At 48.6% G+C, this 17,779-nt stretch carries 19 protein-coding genes; 11 read left to right on the forward strand and 8 right to left on the reverse strand.

The window, feature by feature from the left end:
- Positions 1-19: 19 nt before the first annotated feature.
- Positions 20-1,252 (reverse strand): hypothetical protein, encoded by a 1,233-nt coding sequence (locus HWI92_RS18065; protein WP_204657872.1) that lies wholly within the window; start codon positions 1,250-1,252, stop codon positions 20-22.
- Positions 1,253-1,261: 9 nt separating this feature from the next.
- Positions 1,262-2,278: a UDP-N-acetylmuramate dehydrogenase gene (gene murB, locus HWI92_RS18070; RefSeq protein ID WP_204657874.1), complete on the reverse strand. Its 1,017-nt coding sequence runs from the start codon at positions 2,276-2,278 to the stop codon at positions 1,262-1,264.
- Positions 2,279-2,391: 113 nt separating this feature from the next.
- Between murB and HWI92_RS18075 the strand changes: the two genes are divergently transcribed.
- Both HWI92_RS18075 and gmd read left to right on the forward strand, forming a co-directional pair.
- A complete protein-coding gene (locus HWI92_RS18075; protein ID WP_204657876.1) occupies positions 2,392-2,961 on the forward strand; it encodes an SPOR domain-containing protein in 570 nt (189 codons plus the stop codon).
- A 67-nt stretch (positions 2,962-3,028) separates the two neighbouring features.
- Positions 3,029-4,141, forward strand: a complete 1,113-nt coding sequence (gene gmd / locus HWI92_RS18080) for a GDP-mannose 4,6-dehydratase (RefSeq protein WP_204657878.1) — start codon at positions 3,029-3,031, stop codon at positions 4,139-4,141.
- A 56-nt stretch (positions 4,142-4,197) separates the two neighbouring features.
- Here gmd and HWI92_RS18085 read toward each other — a convergent pair whose 3' ends face one another.
- Complete coding sequence (locus HWI92_RS18085) at positions 4,198-4,632, reverse strand: thioredoxin family protein (RefSeq protein WP_204657880.1); 435 nt, start codon at positions 4,630-4,632, stop codon at positions 4,198-4,200.
- Positions 4,633-4,837: 205 nt separating this feature from the next.
- Between HWI92_RS18085 and yihA the strand changes: the two genes are divergently transcribed.
- The 5 genes from yihA to HWI92_RS18110 all read left to right on the forward strand — a co-directional run bounded on the left by yihA (position 4,838) and on the right by HWI92_RS18110 (position 8,926).
- Positions 4,838-5,446: a ribosome biogenesis GTP-binding protein YihA/YsxC gene (gene yihA / locus HWI92_RS18090; RefSeq protein ID WP_204657882.1), complete on the forward strand. Its 609-nt coding sequence runs from the start codon at positions 4,838-4,840 to the stop codon at positions 5,444-5,446.
- 93 nt (positions 5,447-5,539) lie between these two features.
- A complete protein-coding gene (locus HWI92_RS18095; protein WP_204657884.1) occupies positions 5,540-6,025 on the forward strand; it encodes a DUF5606 family protein in 486 nt (161 codons plus the stop codon).
- A gap of 63 nt (positions 6,026-6,088) precedes the next feature.
- Positions 6,089-6,727 carry a deoxyribose-phosphate aldolase gene (gene deoC / locus HWI92_RS18100; RefSeq protein WP_204657886.1) on the forward strand — a complete coding sequence of 213 codons (639 nt, stop codon included), beginning with the start codon at positions 6,089-6,091 and terminating at the stop codon, positions 6,725-6,727.
- Between the two features lies 1 nt (position 6,728).
- Positions 6,729-7,835 (forward strand): glycosyltransferase, encoded by a 1,107-nt coding sequence (locus HWI92_RS18105; protein ID WP_204657888.1) that lies wholly within the window; start codon positions 6,729-6,731, stop codon positions 7,833-7,835.
- A gap of 146 nt (positions 7,836-7,981) precedes the next feature.
- Entirely contained in the window at positions 7,982-8,926 is a 945-nt protein-coding gene (locus HWI92_RS18110) for a 3-oxoacyl-ACP synthase III family protein (RefSeq protein ID WP_204657890.1), read from the forward strand.
- Between the two features lie 79 nt (positions 8,927-9,005).
- Here the strand turns inward: HWI92_RS18110 and HWI92_RS18115 are convergent, their stop codons facing one another.
- Positions 9,006-10,997 (reverse strand): M1 family metallopeptidase, encoded by a 1,992-nt coding sequence (locus tag HWI92_RS18115; RefSeq protein ID WP_204657892.1) that lies wholly within the window; start codon positions 10,995-10,997, stop codon positions 9,006-9,008.
- Positions 10,998-11,215: 218 nt separating this feature from the next.
- Between HWI92_RS18115 and HWI92_RS18120 the strand changes: the two genes are divergently transcribed.
- Positions 11,216-11,707, forward strand: a complete 492-nt coding sequence (locus tag HWI92_RS18120) for a lipocalin-like domain-containing protein (RefSeq protein WP_204657894.1) — start codon at positions 11,216-11,218, stop codon at positions 11,705-11,707.
- 4 nt (positions 11,708-11,711) lie between these two features.
- Here the strand turns inward: HWI92_RS18120 and HWI92_RS18125 are convergent, their stop codons facing one another.
- Complete coding sequence (locus HWI92_RS18125) at positions 11,712-12,146, reverse strand: YybH family protein (protein ID WP_204657896.1); 435 nt, start codon at positions 12,144-12,146, stop codon at positions 11,712-11,714.
- Between the two features lie 116 nt (positions 12,147-12,262).
- On the opposite strand from HWI92_RS18125, the gene HWI92_RS18130 reads away from it, so the two are divergent.
- On the forward strand, positions 12,263-13,141 hold the full coding sequence (locus tag HWI92_RS18130; RefSeq protein ID WP_229248243.1) for a diacylglycerol/lipid kinase family protein: 879 nt from the start codon (positions 12,263-12,265) through the stop codon (positions 13,139-13,141).
- Positions 13,142-13,163: 22 nt separating this feature from the next.
- On the forward strand, positions 13,164-13,499 hold the full coding sequence (locus HWI92_RS18135) for a translation initiation factor (protein WP_204657898.1): 336 nt from the start codon (positions 13,164-13,166) through the stop codon (positions 13,497-13,499).
- Positions 13,500-13,505: 6 nt separating this feature from the next.
- Here the strand turns inward: HWI92_RS18135 and HWI92_RS18140 are convergent, their stop codons facing one another.
- On the reverse strand, positions 13,506-13,949 hold the full coding sequence (locus HWI92_RS18140) for a DUF8785 domain-containing protein (protein ID WP_204657900.1): 444 nt from the start codon (positions 13,947-13,949) through the stop codon (positions 13,506-13,508).
- Between the two features lie 57 nt (positions 13,950-14,006).
- On the reverse strand, positions 14,007-15,248 hold the full coding sequence (locus HWI92_RS18145; protein WP_204657902.1) for an ABC transporter permease: 1,242 nt from the start codon (positions 15,246-15,248) through the stop codon (positions 14,007-14,009).
- 216 nt (positions 15,249-15,464) lie between these two features.
- Here HWI92_RS18145 and ggt point away from each other — a divergent pair, with 216 nt between their 5' ends.
- Entirely contained in the window at positions 15,465-17,228 is a 1,764-nt protein-coding gene (gene ggt, locus HWI92_RS18150; protein WP_204657904.1) for a gamma-glutamyltransferase, read from the forward strand.
- A 6-nt stretch (positions 17,229-17,234) separates the two neighbouring features.
- Here the strand turns inward: ggt and HWI92_RS18155 are convergent, their stop codons facing one another.
- Complete coding sequence (locus tag HWI92_RS18155) at positions 17,235-17,741, reverse strand: cupin domain-containing protein (protein ID WP_204657906.1); 507 nt, start codon at positions 17,739-17,741, stop codon at positions 17,235-17,237.
- Positions 17,742-17,779: the final 38 nt, after the last annotated feature.

A 17,779-nucleotide genomic window follows, 5' to 3' on the forward strand; every position in this document is an offset into this window, starting at 1 on the left:
CTTTTTAGACCCAACCTCCTCAGCGAGCGCCCGGCACATTTATAGCAGCAGGCTGTTCCTCTTTTTCCGACAATAACCAATGCTCATCAAACATCGTCAGGAACCACAATGCCATAATTACGGGCAGCGAGTATTTATCCCACGACAGCTGAGCCTTACCCAGCAGCAGCGTATTGACTACAAACATCCAGGATGCCAGGTTGAAACCCGGCGAAATAAACCGCATCAGCGTAACCAGCATCAGTATTCCGAAGCAAACCTGTTTTACAAAACCCTGAATACCTATGGTCATAAAAAGCTGGTCAACATAGCCCAGGTATGGCCAGGTAAAGTAGGGATTATGCGCCTGCCTGGCAGGAAAAAATACTACGATGGCACTGATTATTAACAATAATATTACAAAAAGACGTGGATATTTGCGTGGATAGCTGATGAAGTAAGAAGCTTTACGCGTGAAAAGGACTTCCGGTATCACATAATACACAGCCAGGCAAACGCATGCATACAGCACAAAACCAAAGTTGTACTGTACCAGCTTGTCCGAATCATAATGCTGCTCCGCCATCACTGCCGCAGGAGCAGGACCTTTCCAGAGCAAAACCCAGGGTACAATGCTGAGTACGGCTATGGCATAGTAAATCCAGGTCCGGTTCTGCAGAGCCCGGCCGATCAAAAGTTGTACGCTCCTGGTTTTTTCAATGTTCCCCAGCAACTCATAACCCACAATAGCCGCCGGAAAAGCGAGCATATACTGCCTGCTGCTGACGGCCAGAATGAAAAACAAAGCTGCCCAGAAATGTTTGTGGCGGATGTACGCTACAATTCCAGAGAGCACAAAAATCCACGCAAAAATATCGGTGTAGTAGTACACGCTGCACAGGTAGTAATTGGGGAAGATCATTAATCCTGCCAGGCAAAGCCAGTACCGGCGCGATTGCGCGGGACTACTCCATACGAACACCATCAGCAGCAGGAAGCTGGTTACGAAAGTCAGCAGCCGCAGGTACTGAATGTTTTCTCCAAATAAATGGATGACCCATCCACCCAGCATAAAAGGTACCGGGGTGTTGAGCTCATTGTAACTTTGCAGCAGGTGAATGGAAGGCAGCGGCTCGGAACTGAAATATACCGCCGTAGGCAGGTAGTGAAATTCGTCCTGGTACAGGGGCCCGGTAAACTGCTCTTTCAGGAAAAAAACAAGGATAAAAAGCGCAAGCAGGAATAGCGTCGTGTATAACTTTCTGGGTTGCATAGGAGTTGTTTAAACCAAATTCACCTCGGCATTCAGCTGAATGCCAAATTGCTGTTTTACCGACGACTGGATTTTCCGGGACAGCGCAATAAGGTCTTCTCCCCTCCCGCCTCCGTAATTGACCAGCACCAGCGCCTGCCGCTCGTGCACGCCTATGGCACCCTCGCGATAGCCTTTCCAGCCGGCCTTTTCGATAAGCCAGCCTGCCGGGACTTTCACATTTCCATTTTCCAGCGGATAGCCCGGCATGTCAGGAAAAAGTGCTTTTGATTTTTCATAATCTTCCCGCGTTATCTCGGGATTTTTGAAAAAGCTACCTGCATTGCCGATTACGGCGGGATCGGGGAGCTTGCTGCGGCGGATATGCATGACGGCCTCACTGACTGCTTTCAAAGAGAGTTCAGTGACGCCCATGGTCTCCAAAGTTTTTTGTATGTCACCGTATTCTACATGAAATTCGGGCTTCCGGCTCAGTCTGAAAGTAGCGGCGGTAATAATGTACCGGTCTTTCAGCTCATGCTTGAAAATACTCTCGCGATAGCCAAACCGGCACTCGGAGGCCGAAAAAATACGGAGCTCTCCGCTGTCAAGCGATACAGCCTCTACGGTTTCGATTACATCTTTTACCTCCACCCCGTAGGCGCCGATATTCTGCATGGGTGCCGCACCCACAGTCCCCGGAATGAGCGACAGGTTTTCAATGCCTGCCAGATTGTGGTTTACACAATACATGACGAAGCTGTGCCAGCCCTCGCCTGCCCCTGCTTTCAGCCAGACTGTCTCGTTTGTTTCTTTTACTGCTTCAATGCCCCTGATATCCGGCTGAATAACGAGTGCATTGATATCGCGTGTCAGCAGTACATTGCTGCCGCCGCCCAGAACAAATTTTGGAAAATCCTTCCACCGGGCATCCCGAAGGAGGCTTGTGAGCTCACCGGCGGAGGTTACTCTGGCATAGTAGCGGGCTTCCGCTTCAAGCCCGAAGGTGTTGAGGTTGGTGAGCGGAAAATGGGACAATACCTGCATGAAAATCGGCTTAAACTGTGGTAAAGTTAGGTATTACATCGAAAAATTACGTGTTATGGTGAATCATCCGATTTTGTTTAAGTTTGTAGGCATAGGAAGACGGATTCAGGAATATGACGCTGGAAAAGAAATTTTTGTGGGCCCTGCATCTTGGTGTGATCATACTTTCGGGTTGCAGCAGGAAAGCTGCCGTAAGCTCCTTGGGTTCGGATTACAATGAAAACCTCTCGGCCGTGAGGCCCCGCTTTGAATATGTAGAGCCGGTTGTTGGTAAAAAAAGCGAAGCACCGGCCGCCCCGGTGAACAAGCCAGCCCCGGCAGCCAATCTCGACAAGCCTCTGTACATTAATAAAAAACTGGATACCGCCCTGGATACCATGGCGCGGCAGAACAAGGCGATACGCTACATCAATGGTTTCAGGATACAGATTTATGTAGGCAATGTACGGCAGGAAGCCGAAGGCGCTAAAACGTACGTTTATCAGTTTTTCCCCGATCTGAATCCTTACATTTCGTACTCGCAGCCAACCTACCGCGTGAAAGTAGGCGACTTCATCTATCGCAGTGATGCAGAGCAATATCTCGAACTGATCCGTGATCAATATTCCTCAGCGGTAATCCTTCCCGACAGGGTGGACATTAAAAGAAGCCTCATGGTAAGTCTTCCTTCTGAAAGTAATTAAAGTCTGTTACATTGCTGATTCACTAAAACCGGATAAAGTCTATCCACATATACATACCAGCACATTTATGAAAAAAGCCCTAATTACCGGAATTACCGGCCAGGACGGTTCTTACCTTGCTGAACTTCTTCTGGAAAAAGGATATGAAGTGCACGGCATCAAGCGCCGCAGCTCGTTGTTCAACACGCAGCGCATTGACCATATTTATGAAGATCCGCACGAGAAAAACATACGTTTCAGGCTGCATTACGGTGATCTGAGCGACTCTACCAACATCATCCGCATCATCCAGGAAGTTCAGCCTGACGAAATTTATAACCTGGGTGCCATGTCGCACGTGCAGGTAAGCTTTGAAGAACCCGAGTACACCGCCAACGTGGATGGAATCGGCACATTGCGTATCCTGGAAGCCGTGCGCCTCCTCGGCCTGACCAAGAAAACCAAGATATACCAGGCATCTACCTCCGAGCTGTACGGACTTGTGCAGGAAGTGCCCCAATCAGAACGTACACCGTTTTATCCCCGGTCGCCTTATGCGGTGGCTAAACTTTACGGCTACTGGATTACGGTGAACTACCGGGAGGCTTATGATATGTTTGCGGTAAACGGGATTTTGTTCAACCACGAGTCGCCGCTCCGGGGTGAAACTTTCGTAACCCGCAAAATCACCCGTGCCGTAGCCAGGATTGCCCTGGGATTACAGGATAAAATATACCTTGGCAACCTGGATGCCCAGCGCGACTGGGGACATGCCAAGGATTTCGTGGAGGCAATGTGGCTGATTTTACAGCAGGATGTTCCCGAAGACTTTGTGATTGCGACGGGTGTTACTACCCGCATCCGTGATTTTGTAAAAATGGCATTTGCAGAGGTAGGGATTGAGGTAGAATTCAGCGGAACCGACGTTGATGAGATTGCCAGGGTAGTAAAGTGCAGTCATCCCGATTTCCAGATTGAAACCGGCCGGGAGGTAGTGGCGGTAGATCCGCGTTATTTCCGCCCTACCGAGGTGGAGCTGCTGATCGGTGATCCTACCAAGTCCATGACAAAGCTGGGCTGGAAACCAAAATACGACCTGAAAGCCCTGGTACAGGATATGGTGGCTGCGGATGTTCTTTTATTCAGGAAAGACAGATTGCTCGAAAGCAGCGGTCACCGGGTCCCCAACTATTACGAATAAGCACAAAAAAAGTCCCGGCCAGCGCCGGGACTTTTGATTTTTATAGTGGAACGGGATTATGCTCCCGGCACTTTCTTGATAGACTTTGCAATTTTGATCAGTTCCTCAGGGCGCTGATACCCGATCACCTGGCGTACGATCTTGCCATCAGGATCAATAAAAAATAACGTTGGATAACCTTCCAGCGGGTATTTGGCTGCCAGTGCAGGTCCTTCGCCGCTTTCCATATCAAACTTTACATTGATAAAGTTCTTGTTAAAAACATCAGCCACATCGGTTCTTGTAAAAACGTTTTTCTGCAACATCTTGCAAGGTCCGCACCAGGTTGTATAGGCATCAAAAAAAATCACTTTCTTTTCGGCTTTGGCTTTTTTCAGGATTGATGCCCAGGAGGCTTCCATAAACTGAATGCCTGTTTCTTTACCGGCCACCTCTTTCCTGCCTTTGTCAGCCGCATGTACCGCAGTAACACTGAATACGGCAAGAGCCATCAGGAGACACCATTTTTTAAGAATTCCCATTTTCAAATCAAGTTTCGGTTTCAACTTACTATTAACGAAAATACCTGATTGTTTTGTTCAATACAATGTTTGATACCAAACAAAATACAGGTGTGACAAGTGTACCATATTGGTTTTTTCAGGATCGTGTAAAAAAGAAAAAGTAACTTCGCACAGATACCAACGTCTAAATACCATGAAAATTCAGGATGCGCATTATGTAATGAGCAATTCGGATTTCCTTAAATGTCCGCCGCCAACCCTGCCGGAATATGCATTTATAGGACGCTCGAATGTGGGAAAATCGTCGCTCATCAACATGCTGACTGACAAAAAATCCCTGGCAAAGACATCACAGCAACCCGGAAAAACGCAGCTGATCAACCATTTTCTGATCAACCAGGAATGGTACCTCGTGGACCTTCCCGGCTATGGCTATGCCAAAGTGAGCAAGGTAGAGCGCGAAAAATGGGAAAAAATGATCCATGATTACCTGTATAACCGTGAAAACCTGATCTGCACGTTCGTTTTGATCGATATCCGTCACAGCGCGCTGGCGGTCGACCTTGAATTCATGGAGGCACTGGGCGAGGCAGGTATCCCTTTTCACGTAATTTTCACCAAAGCTGACAAGCTGAAACCCAGCCAGGCAGCCAGCCAGGTAGCGGCTTACAATGCTAAAATGCAGGAAACCTGGGACGAGGTCCCGCCTATGTTTATTACTTCCGCCGAAAAGCGCGAGGGAGCAGAGGCGGTGCTCCAAACAATAGAAAATTATAACCGTACGTTTCAGAAGACAAATTGAACGGGGTTTGGTTAGCGGGCAATCTTTACGTTATTTTGCGCAAAAATTTGAGTACGAGCCTGTCCAAACAAAAAACATTAAAGCAATAAAAGGATGAGTGATAAAGTAGAGAATACCGGAATGGATTTGTTGAAGGAAATTGCAAATGTTTCCGGAAAAGGCGGCCTTTTCCGCATTCTTAAACCCAGCCGGGCGGGTGTTATTGTGGAAAGTCTGGACGAAAAACACGAGAAATCGCTGATCGGTCCTACGGCAAGAGTTTCAGTTTTGAAAGACGTGTCCATTTTTACAGATGGTGCTGAAGAATCCGTAGCCTTGTCGGATGTGTTTCTGACCATTCGTGAGCAACATGGCGAAGAAGTTGACATTCAGGTAAAATCGGCATCAGACAAGGAACTGATCGAGTTTCTGGATGGGGTATTGCCTGAATTTGACCGTACCAAAGTGTATGTATCCGACATCAAGAAGGTAATTACCTGGTACAATCTGCTGTCCAAACACCTTCCTGAGCTGTTTGTAGCCTCTGAAACGGAAGAAGCCTCTCCCGAAACAACGACGGACGAAGCTGAGCAAGCCTGATCCCTTTAAAAGCATATGTGTAAAACCCTGTCAGCCGGCAGGGTTTTTATTTTAAACCGCCTTATGAATCCTGCTGCTATCGAATATGCCTGCCTCGAAGCCGGCGCCAGCGAAACTACCATTCGGAAATTATGTGAAGATGCCTGGATCCGGCAATTCGGTGCCATAGCAGTGGCGCCCACATTCACGGCCTACGCAAAGGAAATGCTCGAATTTTGCCCTTTCAAAATCAACATCATCACGGTTGCGGGATTCCCATTCGGATATTCTACAACCCGTACCAAACTTGCCGAAGCGGATGAAGCATTGACCCAGGGTGCAGACGAAATCCAGGTATCGCTCAATATTTCGCAGTTTAAATCGATGGCCTACCTGAGTATCCGGGAAGAGCTGCGGCAGCTTGCAGTACTTGTTCATGACAGAGGCAAGTTGCTGACCGTATGCATTGAAACGGGTTTGCTCGATAGTTTTGACCTGTACACTGCCTGCGAACTTTGCACCGAGGCAAGTACTGACTTTGTCAAAACTGCTTCCGGGTTTTTCCCTGCTGATCATGGCATTCAGGTGGTGAGTAAAATCAGGTCCATACTTCCGGCCAATGTACGCCTCAGTGTATTTAACGGGCCTGGTACTACCATTCAGGAGCTGCTGGATGCGGGCGCAAACCGTGTAGCCCTGGCATTTGGCAACTTGCCGGGCTGATATGAAAAAAGTGCTGCTGCTGAGCACGGTGCATCCCGCCCGGGATCCCCGGATCATCTATAAAGTGGCACCTGTCCTGGCCGGAAAGTACAGGGTGACCTGCGCATTGCCTGGTGCGCCGGAACCTTTCGGGCCGCTGATACAAGTGCAATCCCTGCCTGTCCACAAATATCTTTTTTCGCGTATCCTGGTAACCTTTCCGGCCGTACTGCGCATGTACTGGCGACTGCGGCCGCATACGGTGCACATTTTTGTACCCGAACTTATTCCACTTGCCATGCTGTTCCGGTGGCTCGGAAGCACGATCGTGTATGAGGTACAGGAAAATTATTTTAAGAAATTTGCAATCAAGAAATTCAACCGGGCCTGGATTTACCGCAGGGCTTTCCGGTATTTTGATCAGGCAGCCCGCTCCCGGTTTCACCTGATTTTTACCGACGATGCTTACCTTGAAGCCTACCAAAACCTGACCTATACGCCTGCGATCGTTCATAATTATCCTGCACTACCACAGATTGATCAATGGAAAAACGGTAGTGTGCCAGGCTCGTTTCCGCAGTTTGTTTATGCCGGTGTCATCTCCATGGAACGCTCGCTGGATGTTCTGATTAGGGCATTGGAAAAAATAAAAATGCATTATCCAGATTTTACGATGCACTTTTTCGGTCCGCTGCGCGTAAATGAGTCAGTTGTACGGCAGCTGCCGGGCTATGAGGCTGTGTGTAACAATCTATTGTTTTACGGTTTTACAGATCAGCAGGTGTGGATGAAAGTAGCAGCTCAGGCGGTCGCCGGCATTGCGCTCCTGAAACCCGTTGCCGACTATCCGGAGTCGTATACGACCAAAATGTTCGAATATATGGCAATGGGCATTCCCGTAGTCACTTCGGACTTCCCGCTTTACCGCAACGTAGTGGAACGTTCGGAATGTGGCTTTTGTATATTTCCATACGATGCGGATGCACTGGCGGAGAAACTTCTGGAACTTATCCGGGATCCTGAAAAAAGAGCATTAATGGGCAGGAATGGCAGGAAGGCCGTGGAAGAAAATTATAACTGGAAAGCTGAGCAGCAGACTTTACTATCTTTCTATGAACATTTAGACTGATAGACAACAAGAAAACGGCCTGGCATTTATTATAATTTTTAAAATCAATTATTGAATTGTTCAAATATGAAGTGCTACGATTTCTACGAAATATTTAACTTTCGGAATAAAAAAGAATCGTAGCTTGCGAAGTCAACTTCTCAATCATGTATATTAATACAGTTAGTCATTATTTACCAAGCGAAGTTATTGGTAATGAATATTTTACAAATCTGAATAACCTGTCTAACGAGTGGATAGTAGAACGTACCGGAATATCGGAAAGACGCAAGGCAGGTGAGGGTGAGAATACCTCCACCATGGCTATGAAAGCAGTTGAATCACTCCTTGAGAACATTCCTTACAGTAAAAATGAAATTGACCTGATCGTAGGAGCCACGTATACGCCCTATGATACCATTGTAACCCTCGCCCACGCAGTTCAGCATCAGCTTCAGATTCCCGACATTCCTGTAATCAGCATTTCTTCGGCCTGCTCCTCTTTGCTGAATTCGATTGAAATTGTGGAAGGTTACTTTGCGATGGGAAAAGCTTCCAAGGCACTTGTTGTCGTTTCCGACCATAATACCGCGTATTACAATGAAATGGATACGGTTTCGGGCCACCTCTGGGGCGATGGTGCTTCGGCCATGCTGATCTCGAAGGAGCGGCAGACCGACTCGGACATGACCATTAAAAAGTTGATTACGGGTGGTGCGGCAACAAGCGGAAAAGCCATAGAAGCCGTAGTATTGCGTCCCAATGATCGCGGGGTTGTCATGCCATTTGGCCGGGATGTATTTCAGAATGCCTGCCTCTACATGCCGAAAGTAAGCCAGCAGGTGCTGCAAGCCTGCGGACTGACCATTAACGACCTCGATTACCTGATTCCGCACCAAGCCAACCACCGGATCAGCCTGAATGTGATCAATACGCTCGGCATTCCGGCCGAGAAGCTGATTTCCAATATTCAGTACCTTGGCAATACAGGTTGTGCAGGCTGTGCAATCGCACTTTCCGAGAATAAGGAGAAATTTAAAAAAGGCGAAAACATTGTTATTACCGTTTTTGGCGGTGGCTACTCCTATGGTGCCATGCTGATTACGATATAAAGAATCAGCCTGAGCTTCGGACTTCCGGTTTGTACCGGAAATTCAAAACTCAGGCTGTATTTGTTTTATCTGTGCCTTATTAATTTACCTCAGGCTCATTAGCCGTAACCGGCTTCCAAACATTGTTTTCGGGGTTAACATCCGGTAAGCCGCGGTCCGGATCAACAGTTACAGAGCGGATTGGCTGCTGCGTAGCTGCTTTGAAAGTCCAGCTTCCACCCCGCTGCCAGATTTCAACCGGAAGTTCTACACGCGTTTTTTTGCCGCTCACCTCTTCAATATCCACCTTCACCGGCATTACCAGCTGATCCAGGTTTTCAATGGTGATGTAAGACCCTTTCTGCGGGTTTTGCTCTACGTAGCTTACATCCTTCACACTCTGATCGAGCTTATAGTTTTCAAAAAACCATCCTTTCCAGAACCATCCCAGGTCTTCACCCGCAGCATCCTCCATAGTCCTGAAGAAATCGTACGGAGTAGGATGCTTGAATGCCCACCGCTGTACGTACGTATGGAATGCATAGTCAAAGCGGTCTTTGCCCAGCACCTGCTCTCTCAGCATTTTTAATCCCATCGCAGGCTTGTAGTATGCCTCCCAGCCCAGGTTTACATTCTGTATCACATCGGGGATGGTCAGGATAGGATCCGCCTTCGGACGGAAGATCAATGGAGCGAGTCTGTGCATATCGTTCATCTGCGCAGTTTTGTACTCCCCGTTATTGAAGTTATCAGCTGAGAGGAAGTTGATAAAGGTATTAAAGCCTTCGTCCATCCAGGCATATTTCCGCTCATTGGTCCCCACGATCATTGGGAACCAGTTGTGGCCGAACTCATGGTCGGTTACACCCCATAAATCGTCTTTGCGGCTTTTGCTGCTGCAAAATACAATACCCGGATATTCCATACCGCCTACGATACCGGCCACATTGGTAGCAACCGGATATGTGTACTCGTGTACATAGCCGGAGTAAAATTCGATACAGCCTTTTACATACTCCGTGGACCGGCCCCAGCCTTCAAGCCCGCCGTCCTCAGCAGGGTATACGGACTGAGCCAGCGCTGTTTTACCTTTGGGCAGGTTCATTTTCGCAGCATCCCATACAAATGCCTTAGAACTCGCCCAGGCAATGTCCCTGGCTTGCAGGCAGCGGAATTTCCAGGTGAGGGTACCCGATTGTTTAGGACGGGATGAAGGATTTGTCACTTCTTCAGGCAACCGGATCATCACAGTCTGGTCACTTTTGGCAGCTTCGGCTAGGCGTTTGCGTTGGTCGGCTGTAAGTACTTCGGCTGGGTTAAGCAGTTCGCCGGAGCCTACTACGATATGGTCCCAGGGTACGGTAACATTGTACTCGAAATCGCCATACTCCAGATAAAACTCACCGGCACCCAGGTACGGCAGCAGGTTCCAGCCTTCGATGTCGTCAAAAACCGCTACCCTCGGATACCACTGCGCCATCTCGTATACGATGCCGTTTTTAGTTTCCAGTGTTCCCATCCGGTCGGAGCCGTATTCTGGGATTTTAAACGAATATGCAATTTTGATTTTGATCACATCTCCATTGGCTTTTAAGGGCGTGGCCAGGCGGATTTGCATGCGTGTGTCGGTAACCACATAGTCCGCATTTACAAATTTGTCCTTACCCTGCTGGATTGTTACCGATTTCAGTGAGTCACCTCCTGAAAAACCCATATTACCAAAGCGCCCGCCCGTAATCGGCGTTGATTTACCTCCCCTGGACTTTTCATTGAATGCATTTTGGTCGAGTTGGAGCCAGATAAATTCCAGATTTTCAGGACTGTTATTTTTGTAAGTAAGCTCAACATCGCCGCTGATGATGCCTTTATCTTCTTCCAGTGCCACATTTACTTTGTAATCGGCACGGTTCTGCCAATACTTGGGTCCCGGTGCACCACTTCCGGTGCGGTATTCGTTTCCAGGCTGGAAGTTGAACAATGGATGAAAAAGTACGTGCGGATCGTATTTTTTGGCAGGTTCCTGTGCTGATGCATCGAGGAAGCCGAAGCTGGCCAAAACCATCAGACCCAATCTGAATATTGAAATTTTCATTACTTAAATTGAATATTAATATGTGTTTGTAAACGAGCAATATACGGCTTTTCGCCTTGCGTCAAAAAAAAGTTTGATCTGGCACAGCTTTTTACAATGCGGCAATCCGGGATGCGTTCGTTTTTGTAAGTACCAACAACGCTTGAATGCATTTTAGAAGTACTTTTATAAACTGTTTCCCAGTCCATTATTTTAGTCCCGTTTAACCAGAAAATTTCATGATGAGCACAACCCGTTCCTTGCACAGATGGCTCGCTTTTGTTTTTGTATTGATGACCTGCACGTTTATGGCCTGCAAGGATGATGATGATGATAAAGAGCCTGATCCTGTTGTAAATACCGATCCGATTGTCGGTACCTGGCAGCTTACTTCCATTACTCCGGAAACTGCGGGCACCACGATCCCCGAGCTTGCATTTGCAGAGGCAGTAGTACCTTGCCTGTATATGCTGAAAGTGACATTTAAAGCAGATAACTCCCTGACCACTGCAGATTGTGAGGCTGCTGTTACAGCGATCGGCACGTTCATTCCGGTGAGTGCTGCTGCCAAGTGGAAGGTGGAAGGCGACAGTCTTACGCTCACGCAGGGTACCGCCAGCGAATCATTTAAAAGAATGCAGACGGACACGGAACTTACCTTGGTGGTAAATACCGTAACAGACAGTTCGAAGCCTGCCAAAAATGCCTTGCTGCACTTTAAGAAAATATAGGAAATCAGCTGCTGGTGTGGTCACAAACGATCACCCAGCGGCCATCTATTTTACGCCACAATAAGGTGTAATGACCTTCCAGATCACCTTTCTCAGGCCTGGTCAGGTGAAATTTTCCAACGACAAAAGCGACGTCTTTGCCAGGAAATGAAAAGTTGAGGAACGTAAATTTGAGCTTACCCATCGTCGCCCGGTCGGGGTAGCGTTTCAGATAGTTGCTGTAAGTAGCATCGTACCCGTATGTGATGCCGCTTTTCCCCACAAACATCAGCGAGTCCGATTTCCAGTAGCCGTTCATGAAGCTCGCAATATCCCCTTTATTCCAGTCATCGACCTGCCGGTTTAATATACCGAGTACAACCTGCTTGTCTGCCGCAGACTGGGCCTGTACAGCCATCGGAAACAATAGCAGGAGCAGAATATAAAGCCGCTTTCTCATAAATTTTTAAGACTTTTACAGAACAGTATCTTCAACTAATATACGTTAAAGATCGTCATTTAAAAGCGTACAGGCCGAAACTATGCCTGCCAAAGGGCTTTCACAAGCCCGTTTTCATGATGGAGCAGCCCTATTTGTTCATATTGAACCCTCACTCAGGGACATTCCTGGGAAGGAACAGCCGGCTGATTGAAAAGGCGGTACATGAAATGGCCCAAACCTACAATTCGCGGGCTACGGTATTGTTTACGCAGGAGCGCGCACATGCCACCACGCTGGTGAGCGAGCATATGCATCGCGAACCCTGGAAGGCCATTGTGGCCGTAGGCGGCGACGGGACGATCAATGAGATTGCACAGCCTCTTGTAGGACAAGCTATTCCGCTCGGTATCCTTCCACTTGGTTCGGGGAACGGGCTGGCACGCCACCTCGGCATACCATTGAAACTTAATGCCGCTCTCAAAAGACTTTTCACGGGCCAGGTCACAACGATTGATACTGCCCTGATCAATCATATCCCGTTTTTTTGTACGGCTGGTATGGGCTTTGATGCCTACGTAGGCTACCGTTTCAGCAAGCAGCCTGCGCGTGGATTGTCAACGTACATGAAGGTTTCCTTTGAATCGTACTGGTCGTACAGGCCGCAGTCGTACCGCCTCAATGGTGTGGAGATCAATGCATTTTCGCTATCGTTTGCCAATGCCGGTCAGTTTGGGAACAATGCATGGGTTGCGCCCCAGGCAGACCTTCAGGACGGGGAACTGGATATCTGCCGGATAAAGCCTTTTCCCAAATGGTACGGTACATCGCTGGCTTACCAGCTTTTTACCAGACAAATGCGGACTTCCCGTTATATTGATTATGAAAAAGCCACTCATGCTGTTGTTGAAACTACCCAGCCGCCGCTGATACACTATGACGGAGAGCCACTGCAATTAAGTACCAGCCGCATTGAAGTGAGTATCAAGCCAAAAAGCCTTAGGGTAATTATTTAAAAACCTGATTTGTTTTAAATGTATGTCTAAAAAAAACCGTTCAGGGGTTGTATACTCCACCGACCCGACCTTTGAATATCAGGACGACAGCCAGGCAGAACCTGATACACTGGAACCTGCACGCCAGGATCTGCGCATTTGGCTGGAACGTAAGGGAGGCGGCAAAATTACCACGGTTGTCAAGGGCTTTATAGGTACCAATGCCGACCTGGAAGCACTGGGCAAGCTGCTCAAAGGTGTATGCGGAACCGGCGGTACGGCAAAAGATGGTGAAGTACAGATCCAGGGTGACCAGCGCGACAAGGTAGTAGCCTGGCTCGCAGGCAAAGGGTATAAGGCAAAAAAAGCCGGAGGTTAGTCCGGCTCAGTTTACCTGGTTTGTATCAATTTCGGTAGGTTCCGGCAAGGGCCGTGCATTGGGAAGACCATTTTGCAAAGGACTGTCGAGCACCTCCACATTGGTCACAAAATATTTTGTATCTCCATTCCAGGGTAATGTGAAGAACTTCTCTTCGTAAGTCAGGGACACCCTGCGCCCTGTTTTGATTGCTTCTTCCAGCTTTGTGATCGCATCCTTATTTTTACCACTCACCGAAAAAATCCATTCGGAAGAATTCATGGTACCATCTCCCTCGTAAAATCCACCGGTACGCAGCTCTCCCTCATAGGTTTTGAACATATATCCCCGGTTGCTCATTTTCACTACAAATCCCCCCCGCTTGCCTTCACTGTAATATCCGAATGTGAGATAATAAAGAATGCCGAACACAATGGCCAGGAATACGGCAAAAATAACCCATTTACGCATGACGATTTTTTTGAGAGTTGACAGATGAGCGAACTTCGCAATTCAGTTTAACTTTTCCTACTTGGACCGGATTGCGGTTACCGGATCCATGCGTGCGGCCAGCATAGCAGGGATAATACCCGATAGCACCCCTATCACACTGGACACACCCAGTCCCAGCAGGATGTTGCCGGGTGTCAGCAGGATTACCAGTGAACCAAGCTGCAGGAACGATAAGAGGTATACCAAAAATATGCCTACCGTTCCGCCCACAAGACTCAGCATGACAGCTTCAAAAAGAAATTGCAGCAGAATGACATAGTTTTTTGCTCCCAGCGACTTCTGAATGCCGATCAGGTTGGTACGTTCCTTGACCGAAACAAACATGATATTGGCAATGCCGAAGCCTCCCACCAGGATAGAAAAGCTGCCGATCACCCAGCCTGCCAGCGTCAGTACCGCAAATAGCCCGGAGATTGCATCAGCGGCAGCTTCGGGACGGTTGAGCGAAAAGTTACTTTCTGCCCTAGGCTTGATGCCCCTTTTGGTTCGCATCAGTCCGGTAATCTCTGCTTCCACTTCTTTCATTCCTTCGTCATTGGGATAGCCCTTTACCACAATGTCGGCGGTCCGGCGGCCGGACTGGAACAGTTTTGAAAAAGAGGCAAACGGGATAATGCACATTTTATCGGGACTACCCCCAAAATCGACAAGGCTTTCACCTTTTTTCTTTTGCACCCCCACGATAGTAAACTTATTGCCCGCAAGTTTGAAGGCCTTACCAACCGGATCCTGCCCCGGAAAAAGGGCCTCGGCGATCTCTGCTCCCACGATCGCCACATTGCGGGCATTGGTGGTTTCAAGGGGAATAAAATAGCGGCCTGTGCCAATCGGAATTTCAGAGATCTGATTGTATTCGTAGGAAACGCCCTGAAGCTGGGCAGAAATGCTGTTTGATCCGTTTTTAAGTGTAGTACCGCCACGGAAATCCATCACGGCAACAGCACTGGCACTTTCAAGGTTTTCATAAAGGTACTTGTACTCGGCATATGTGGGCTCGGGCCACTGGAAGTACTTCCACCACTGGTATTCGCCACCAAATCCCCAGGGCCATTTTTGAACATAAATAACTTTGTCGCCAATAAAGCTGAGGCTGTCACGGATGCTTTTTTCGAGTGAATCAACGATGGTGAACACGGCCACAATCGCAAAAATTCCTACAGTTACGCCCAGCAGCGACAAAATGGTGCGCGTAATATTCGACTTGAGTGCCTGCCAGGCAAAACGGAAGCTTTCGAGAACCTGCCGGATTAACTTCATACCTGTTTGATCAATAACAACTTGTGTTCAAAAGTTAAATGCAATATACCCCTTACAGAAGCAAAATGGTATGAAAGGCCGCAAACCGCCTATGAACCGGCCGGGCTGCCGGCTGCTTTTTACTTCACATTTAAAGGAAATGATTCTAAAAAACCCATTTGAAATTTCCTCTTTCACCATATTTCTTAAATTACAACATAAACACCTGACACCATCATGATCCTTCGCTATACCGCACTGCTGGCTACCCTGCTGCCTGTTACACTGGCTGCGCAAGCGCCAGTCCGGGAATCTACAGGCTTTTACCAGTTCCTTTCCGACGATCCCACCCAGAAACCTTTTTACAGTGACCAGCCCGGCGTCATTGCCAAAAACGGCATGGTCGCATCAGCCCATCCAGCCGCATCCCGAGTAGGCGCAGACATACTGAAAGCCGGCGGGAATGCAGTGGATGCGGCGGTGGCGGTACAATTTGCACTGGCCGTAGTACATCCCTCGGCCGGGAACCTGGGAGGCGGGGGATTTCTGGTACTGCGTGAAAAGGATGGTAAAAGTTACAGCATTGACTTTCGTGAAAAAGCGCCCGGGAAGGGGCATGCAGACATGTACCTGGACAAAGATGGCAACGTGGTGCCGGGAGCAAGTACGCTGGGCAGGCTGGCTTCGGGTGTTCCGGGCTCAGTAGATGGCATGTTTGAGGCACACCGAAAGTATGGAAAATTGCCGTGGAAGCAGCTGCTGCAGCCGGCTATTGATCTGGCAAGAAACGGAGTTGTGCAAACCGAGCGGGAAGCCCGCGGACTCAATGCGATTAAAAAGGACCTGCTGGACCTGAATCCGGGTACAAAATACTTTATCAAACCCGATGGCAGTGAGTGGAACGCGGGTGACCTGCTGGTGCAGAAAGACCTGGCGGGAGTTTTGAAAAGAATACAAAAAAAGGGACGTGACGGATTTTACAATGGTAAAACAGCCCGGAAGCTCGTAAAGGATATCAACTACAAAGGGGAAGGCATCATCAGCCGCCAGGACCTGCGCGACTACCATGCACAGTGGCGGAATACCATTACGGAGCCGTACAAGAATTACAAAATTATCACCATGCCTCCTCCATCCAGCGGAGGTATTGCACTGGTACAATTGCTGCGTGCGACCGAACCTTTTCCACTGCGGCAATGGGGCTGGCATAGCGACTCCGCCATACAGGTGATGATTGAGGCAGAAAGAAGGGTATATGCCGATCGTGCCAAGTTTTTAGGAGACCCGGATTTTGTGAAAGTGCCGGCAGAAACGCTCATGAGCCAGAGCTATCTTCAGAAAAGATGGAGCGACTTTGCCTGGGACAAGGCGACGGACAGTAAGAATATCAGCGGCGGCGTGCTGCCGGGATACGAAAGTCTGGAAACCACGCATTTTTCTATCGTAGACAAAGATGGTAATGCCGTCGCCGTCACCACAACGCTGAATGGAGGTTATGGGAGCAGGGTGGTGATCAAAGGCGGGGGATTTTTCATGAACAATGAAATGGATGATTTCAGCATTAAGCCAGGTACGCCCAATATGTACGGGCTGATCGGCAACAAGGCCAATGCGATTGCGCCGGGTAAAAGAATGCTCTCGTCCATGACCCCCACGATCATTGAAAAAGATGGCAAGCTGCTGATGGTAGTGGGTACGCCGGGTGGCTCGACGATCATCACATCTGTATACCAGACGATCCTTAATGTGCTTGAACACGGCATGACAATGCAGCAGGCAGTGAATGCATTGAAATTTCACCACCAGTGGCTACCCGACCTGACGACCTTCGAGGCAAATGCCTTTTCAGAAAAAACGATCAAAAATCTGCAGGGTAAAGGTTACTTCCTGGAACAGCAGCGTAACACGATCGGGAGAATGGACTGCATACTGGTATTACCGGACGGGTCACTCGAAGGCGGCTCCGACCCGCGCGGAGATGATACAAGTGTAGGGTACTAGTATCGGTCAGGAACGCGTAAGTACCTCGATGAGTGCAGCATGCCGGGGAAAATCCTGCACCAGTGCTGCACTTTGTGCCATTTCAAAATCTGCAAAATCAAATCCCGGCGCCACCGTGCAGCCCACCAGCGCATAGACTGTACCTTCCGCCGGCCTGGATGCGAACCAGCTTCCGGCCGGTACTACTGCCTGGAAAACTTCTTCGCGCCCGGGCTCGTTTCCGAGGCGTATCACCTGTAATGCACCTGTATCAGGATTGATCACAAAAATTTCCAGTGCTCCCCCGGCATAGAAGTGCCACATTTCATCAGACTTGATCCTGTGAAAAGCAGAGAAATCATGCGTTTCGAGCAGAAAGTAAATGCCTGTGGAATAAACCCGGTCACCGGAAAACCTGCCGGGCAAGGCTTGGTGTGCGACTACTTCCGAAGCCCGGTACGATTCTGTATAGTAGCCGCCTTCCGGATGCGGCAGCAGGTTATAATGGTTTACCCAGAATGTTGCTGGCTTCATGGTAGCAGTCTTTTGTTTTACGTAAAATAATAAAGCAG

The sequence above is a fragment of the Dyadobacter sandarakinus genome, assembly GCF_016894445.1.
In the GTDB taxonomy this organism is placed as follows: domain Bacteria; phylum Bacteroidota; class Bacteroidia; order Cytophagales; family Spirosomataceae; genus Dyadobacter; species Dyadobacter sandarakinus.

Coding starts and splice junctions, on each gene's coding strand:
- HWI92_RS18065 (WP_204657872.1), bottom strand. CDS start 1,252: ATGCAACCCAGAAAGTTATACACGACGCTATTCCTGCTTGCGCTTTTT.
- deoC (WP_204657886.1), top strand. CDS start 6,089: ATGAATCCTGCTGCTATCGAATATGCCTGCCTCGAAGCCGGCGCCAGC.
- ggt (WP_204657904.1), top strand. CDS start 15,465: ATGATCCTTCGCTATACCGCACTGCTGGCTACCCTGCTGCCTGTTACA.
- gmd (WP_204657878.1), top strand. CDS start 3,029: ATGAAAAAAGCCCTAATTACCGGAATTACCGGCCAGGACGGTTCTTAC.
- HWI92_RS18115 (WP_204657892.1), bottom strand. CDS start 10,997: ATGAAAATTTCAATATTCAGATTGGGTCTGATGGTTTTGGCCAGCTTC.
- murB (WP_204657874.1), bottom strand. CDS start 2,278: ATGCAGGTATTGTCCCATTTTCCGCTCACCAACCTCAACACCTTCGGG.
- HWI92_RS18140 (WP_204657900.1), bottom strand. CDS start 13,949: ATGCGTAAATGGGTTATTTTTGCCGTATTCCTGGCCATTGTGTTCGGC.
- HWI92_RS18155 (WP_204657906.1), bottom strand. CDS start 17,741: ATGAAGCCAGCAACATTCTGGGTAAACCATTATAACCTGCTGCCGCAT.
- HWI92_RS18085 (WP_204657880.1), bottom strand. CDS start 4,632: ATGGCTCTTGCCGTATTCAGTGTTACTGCGGTACATGCGGCTGACAAA.
- HWI92_RS18075 (WP_204657876.1), top strand. CDS start 2,392: ATGACGCTGGAAAAGAAATTTTTGTGGGCCCTGCATCTTGGTGTGATC.
- HWI92_RS18095 (WP_204657884.1), top strand. CDS start 5,540: ATGAGTGATAAAGTAGAGAATACCGGAATGGATTTGTTGAAGGAAATT.
- HWI92_RS18135 (WP_204657898.1), top strand. CDS start 13,164: ATGTCTAAAAAAAACCGTTCAGGGGTTGTATACTCCACCGACCCGACC.
- HWI92_RS18125 (WP_204657896.1), bottom strand. CDS start 12,146: ATGAGAAAGCGGCTTTATATTCTGCTCCTGCTATTGTTTCCGATGGCT.
- yihA (WP_204657882.1), top strand. CDS start 4,838: ATGAAAATTCAGGATGCGCATTATGTAATGAGCAATTCGGATTTCCTT.
- HWI92_RS18145 (WP_204657902.1), bottom strand. CDS start 15,248: ATGAAGTTAATCCGGCAGGTTCTCGAAAGCTTCCGTTTTGCCTGGCAG.
- HWI92_RS18130 (WP_229248243.1), top strand. CDS start 12,263: ATGATGGAGCAGCCCTATTTGTTCATATTGAACCCTCACTCAGGGACA.
- HWI92_RS18110 (WP_204657890.1), top strand. CDS start 7,982: ATGTATATTAATACAGTTAGTCATTATTTACCAAGCGAAGTTATTGGT.
- HWI92_RS18105 (WP_204657888.1), top strand. CDS start 6,729: ATGAAAAAAGTGCTGCTGCTGAGCACGGTGCATCCCGCCCGGGATCCC.
- HWI92_RS18120 (WP_204657894.1), top strand. CDS start 11,216: ATGATGAGCACAACCCGTTCCTTGCACAGATGGCTCGCTTTTGTTTTT.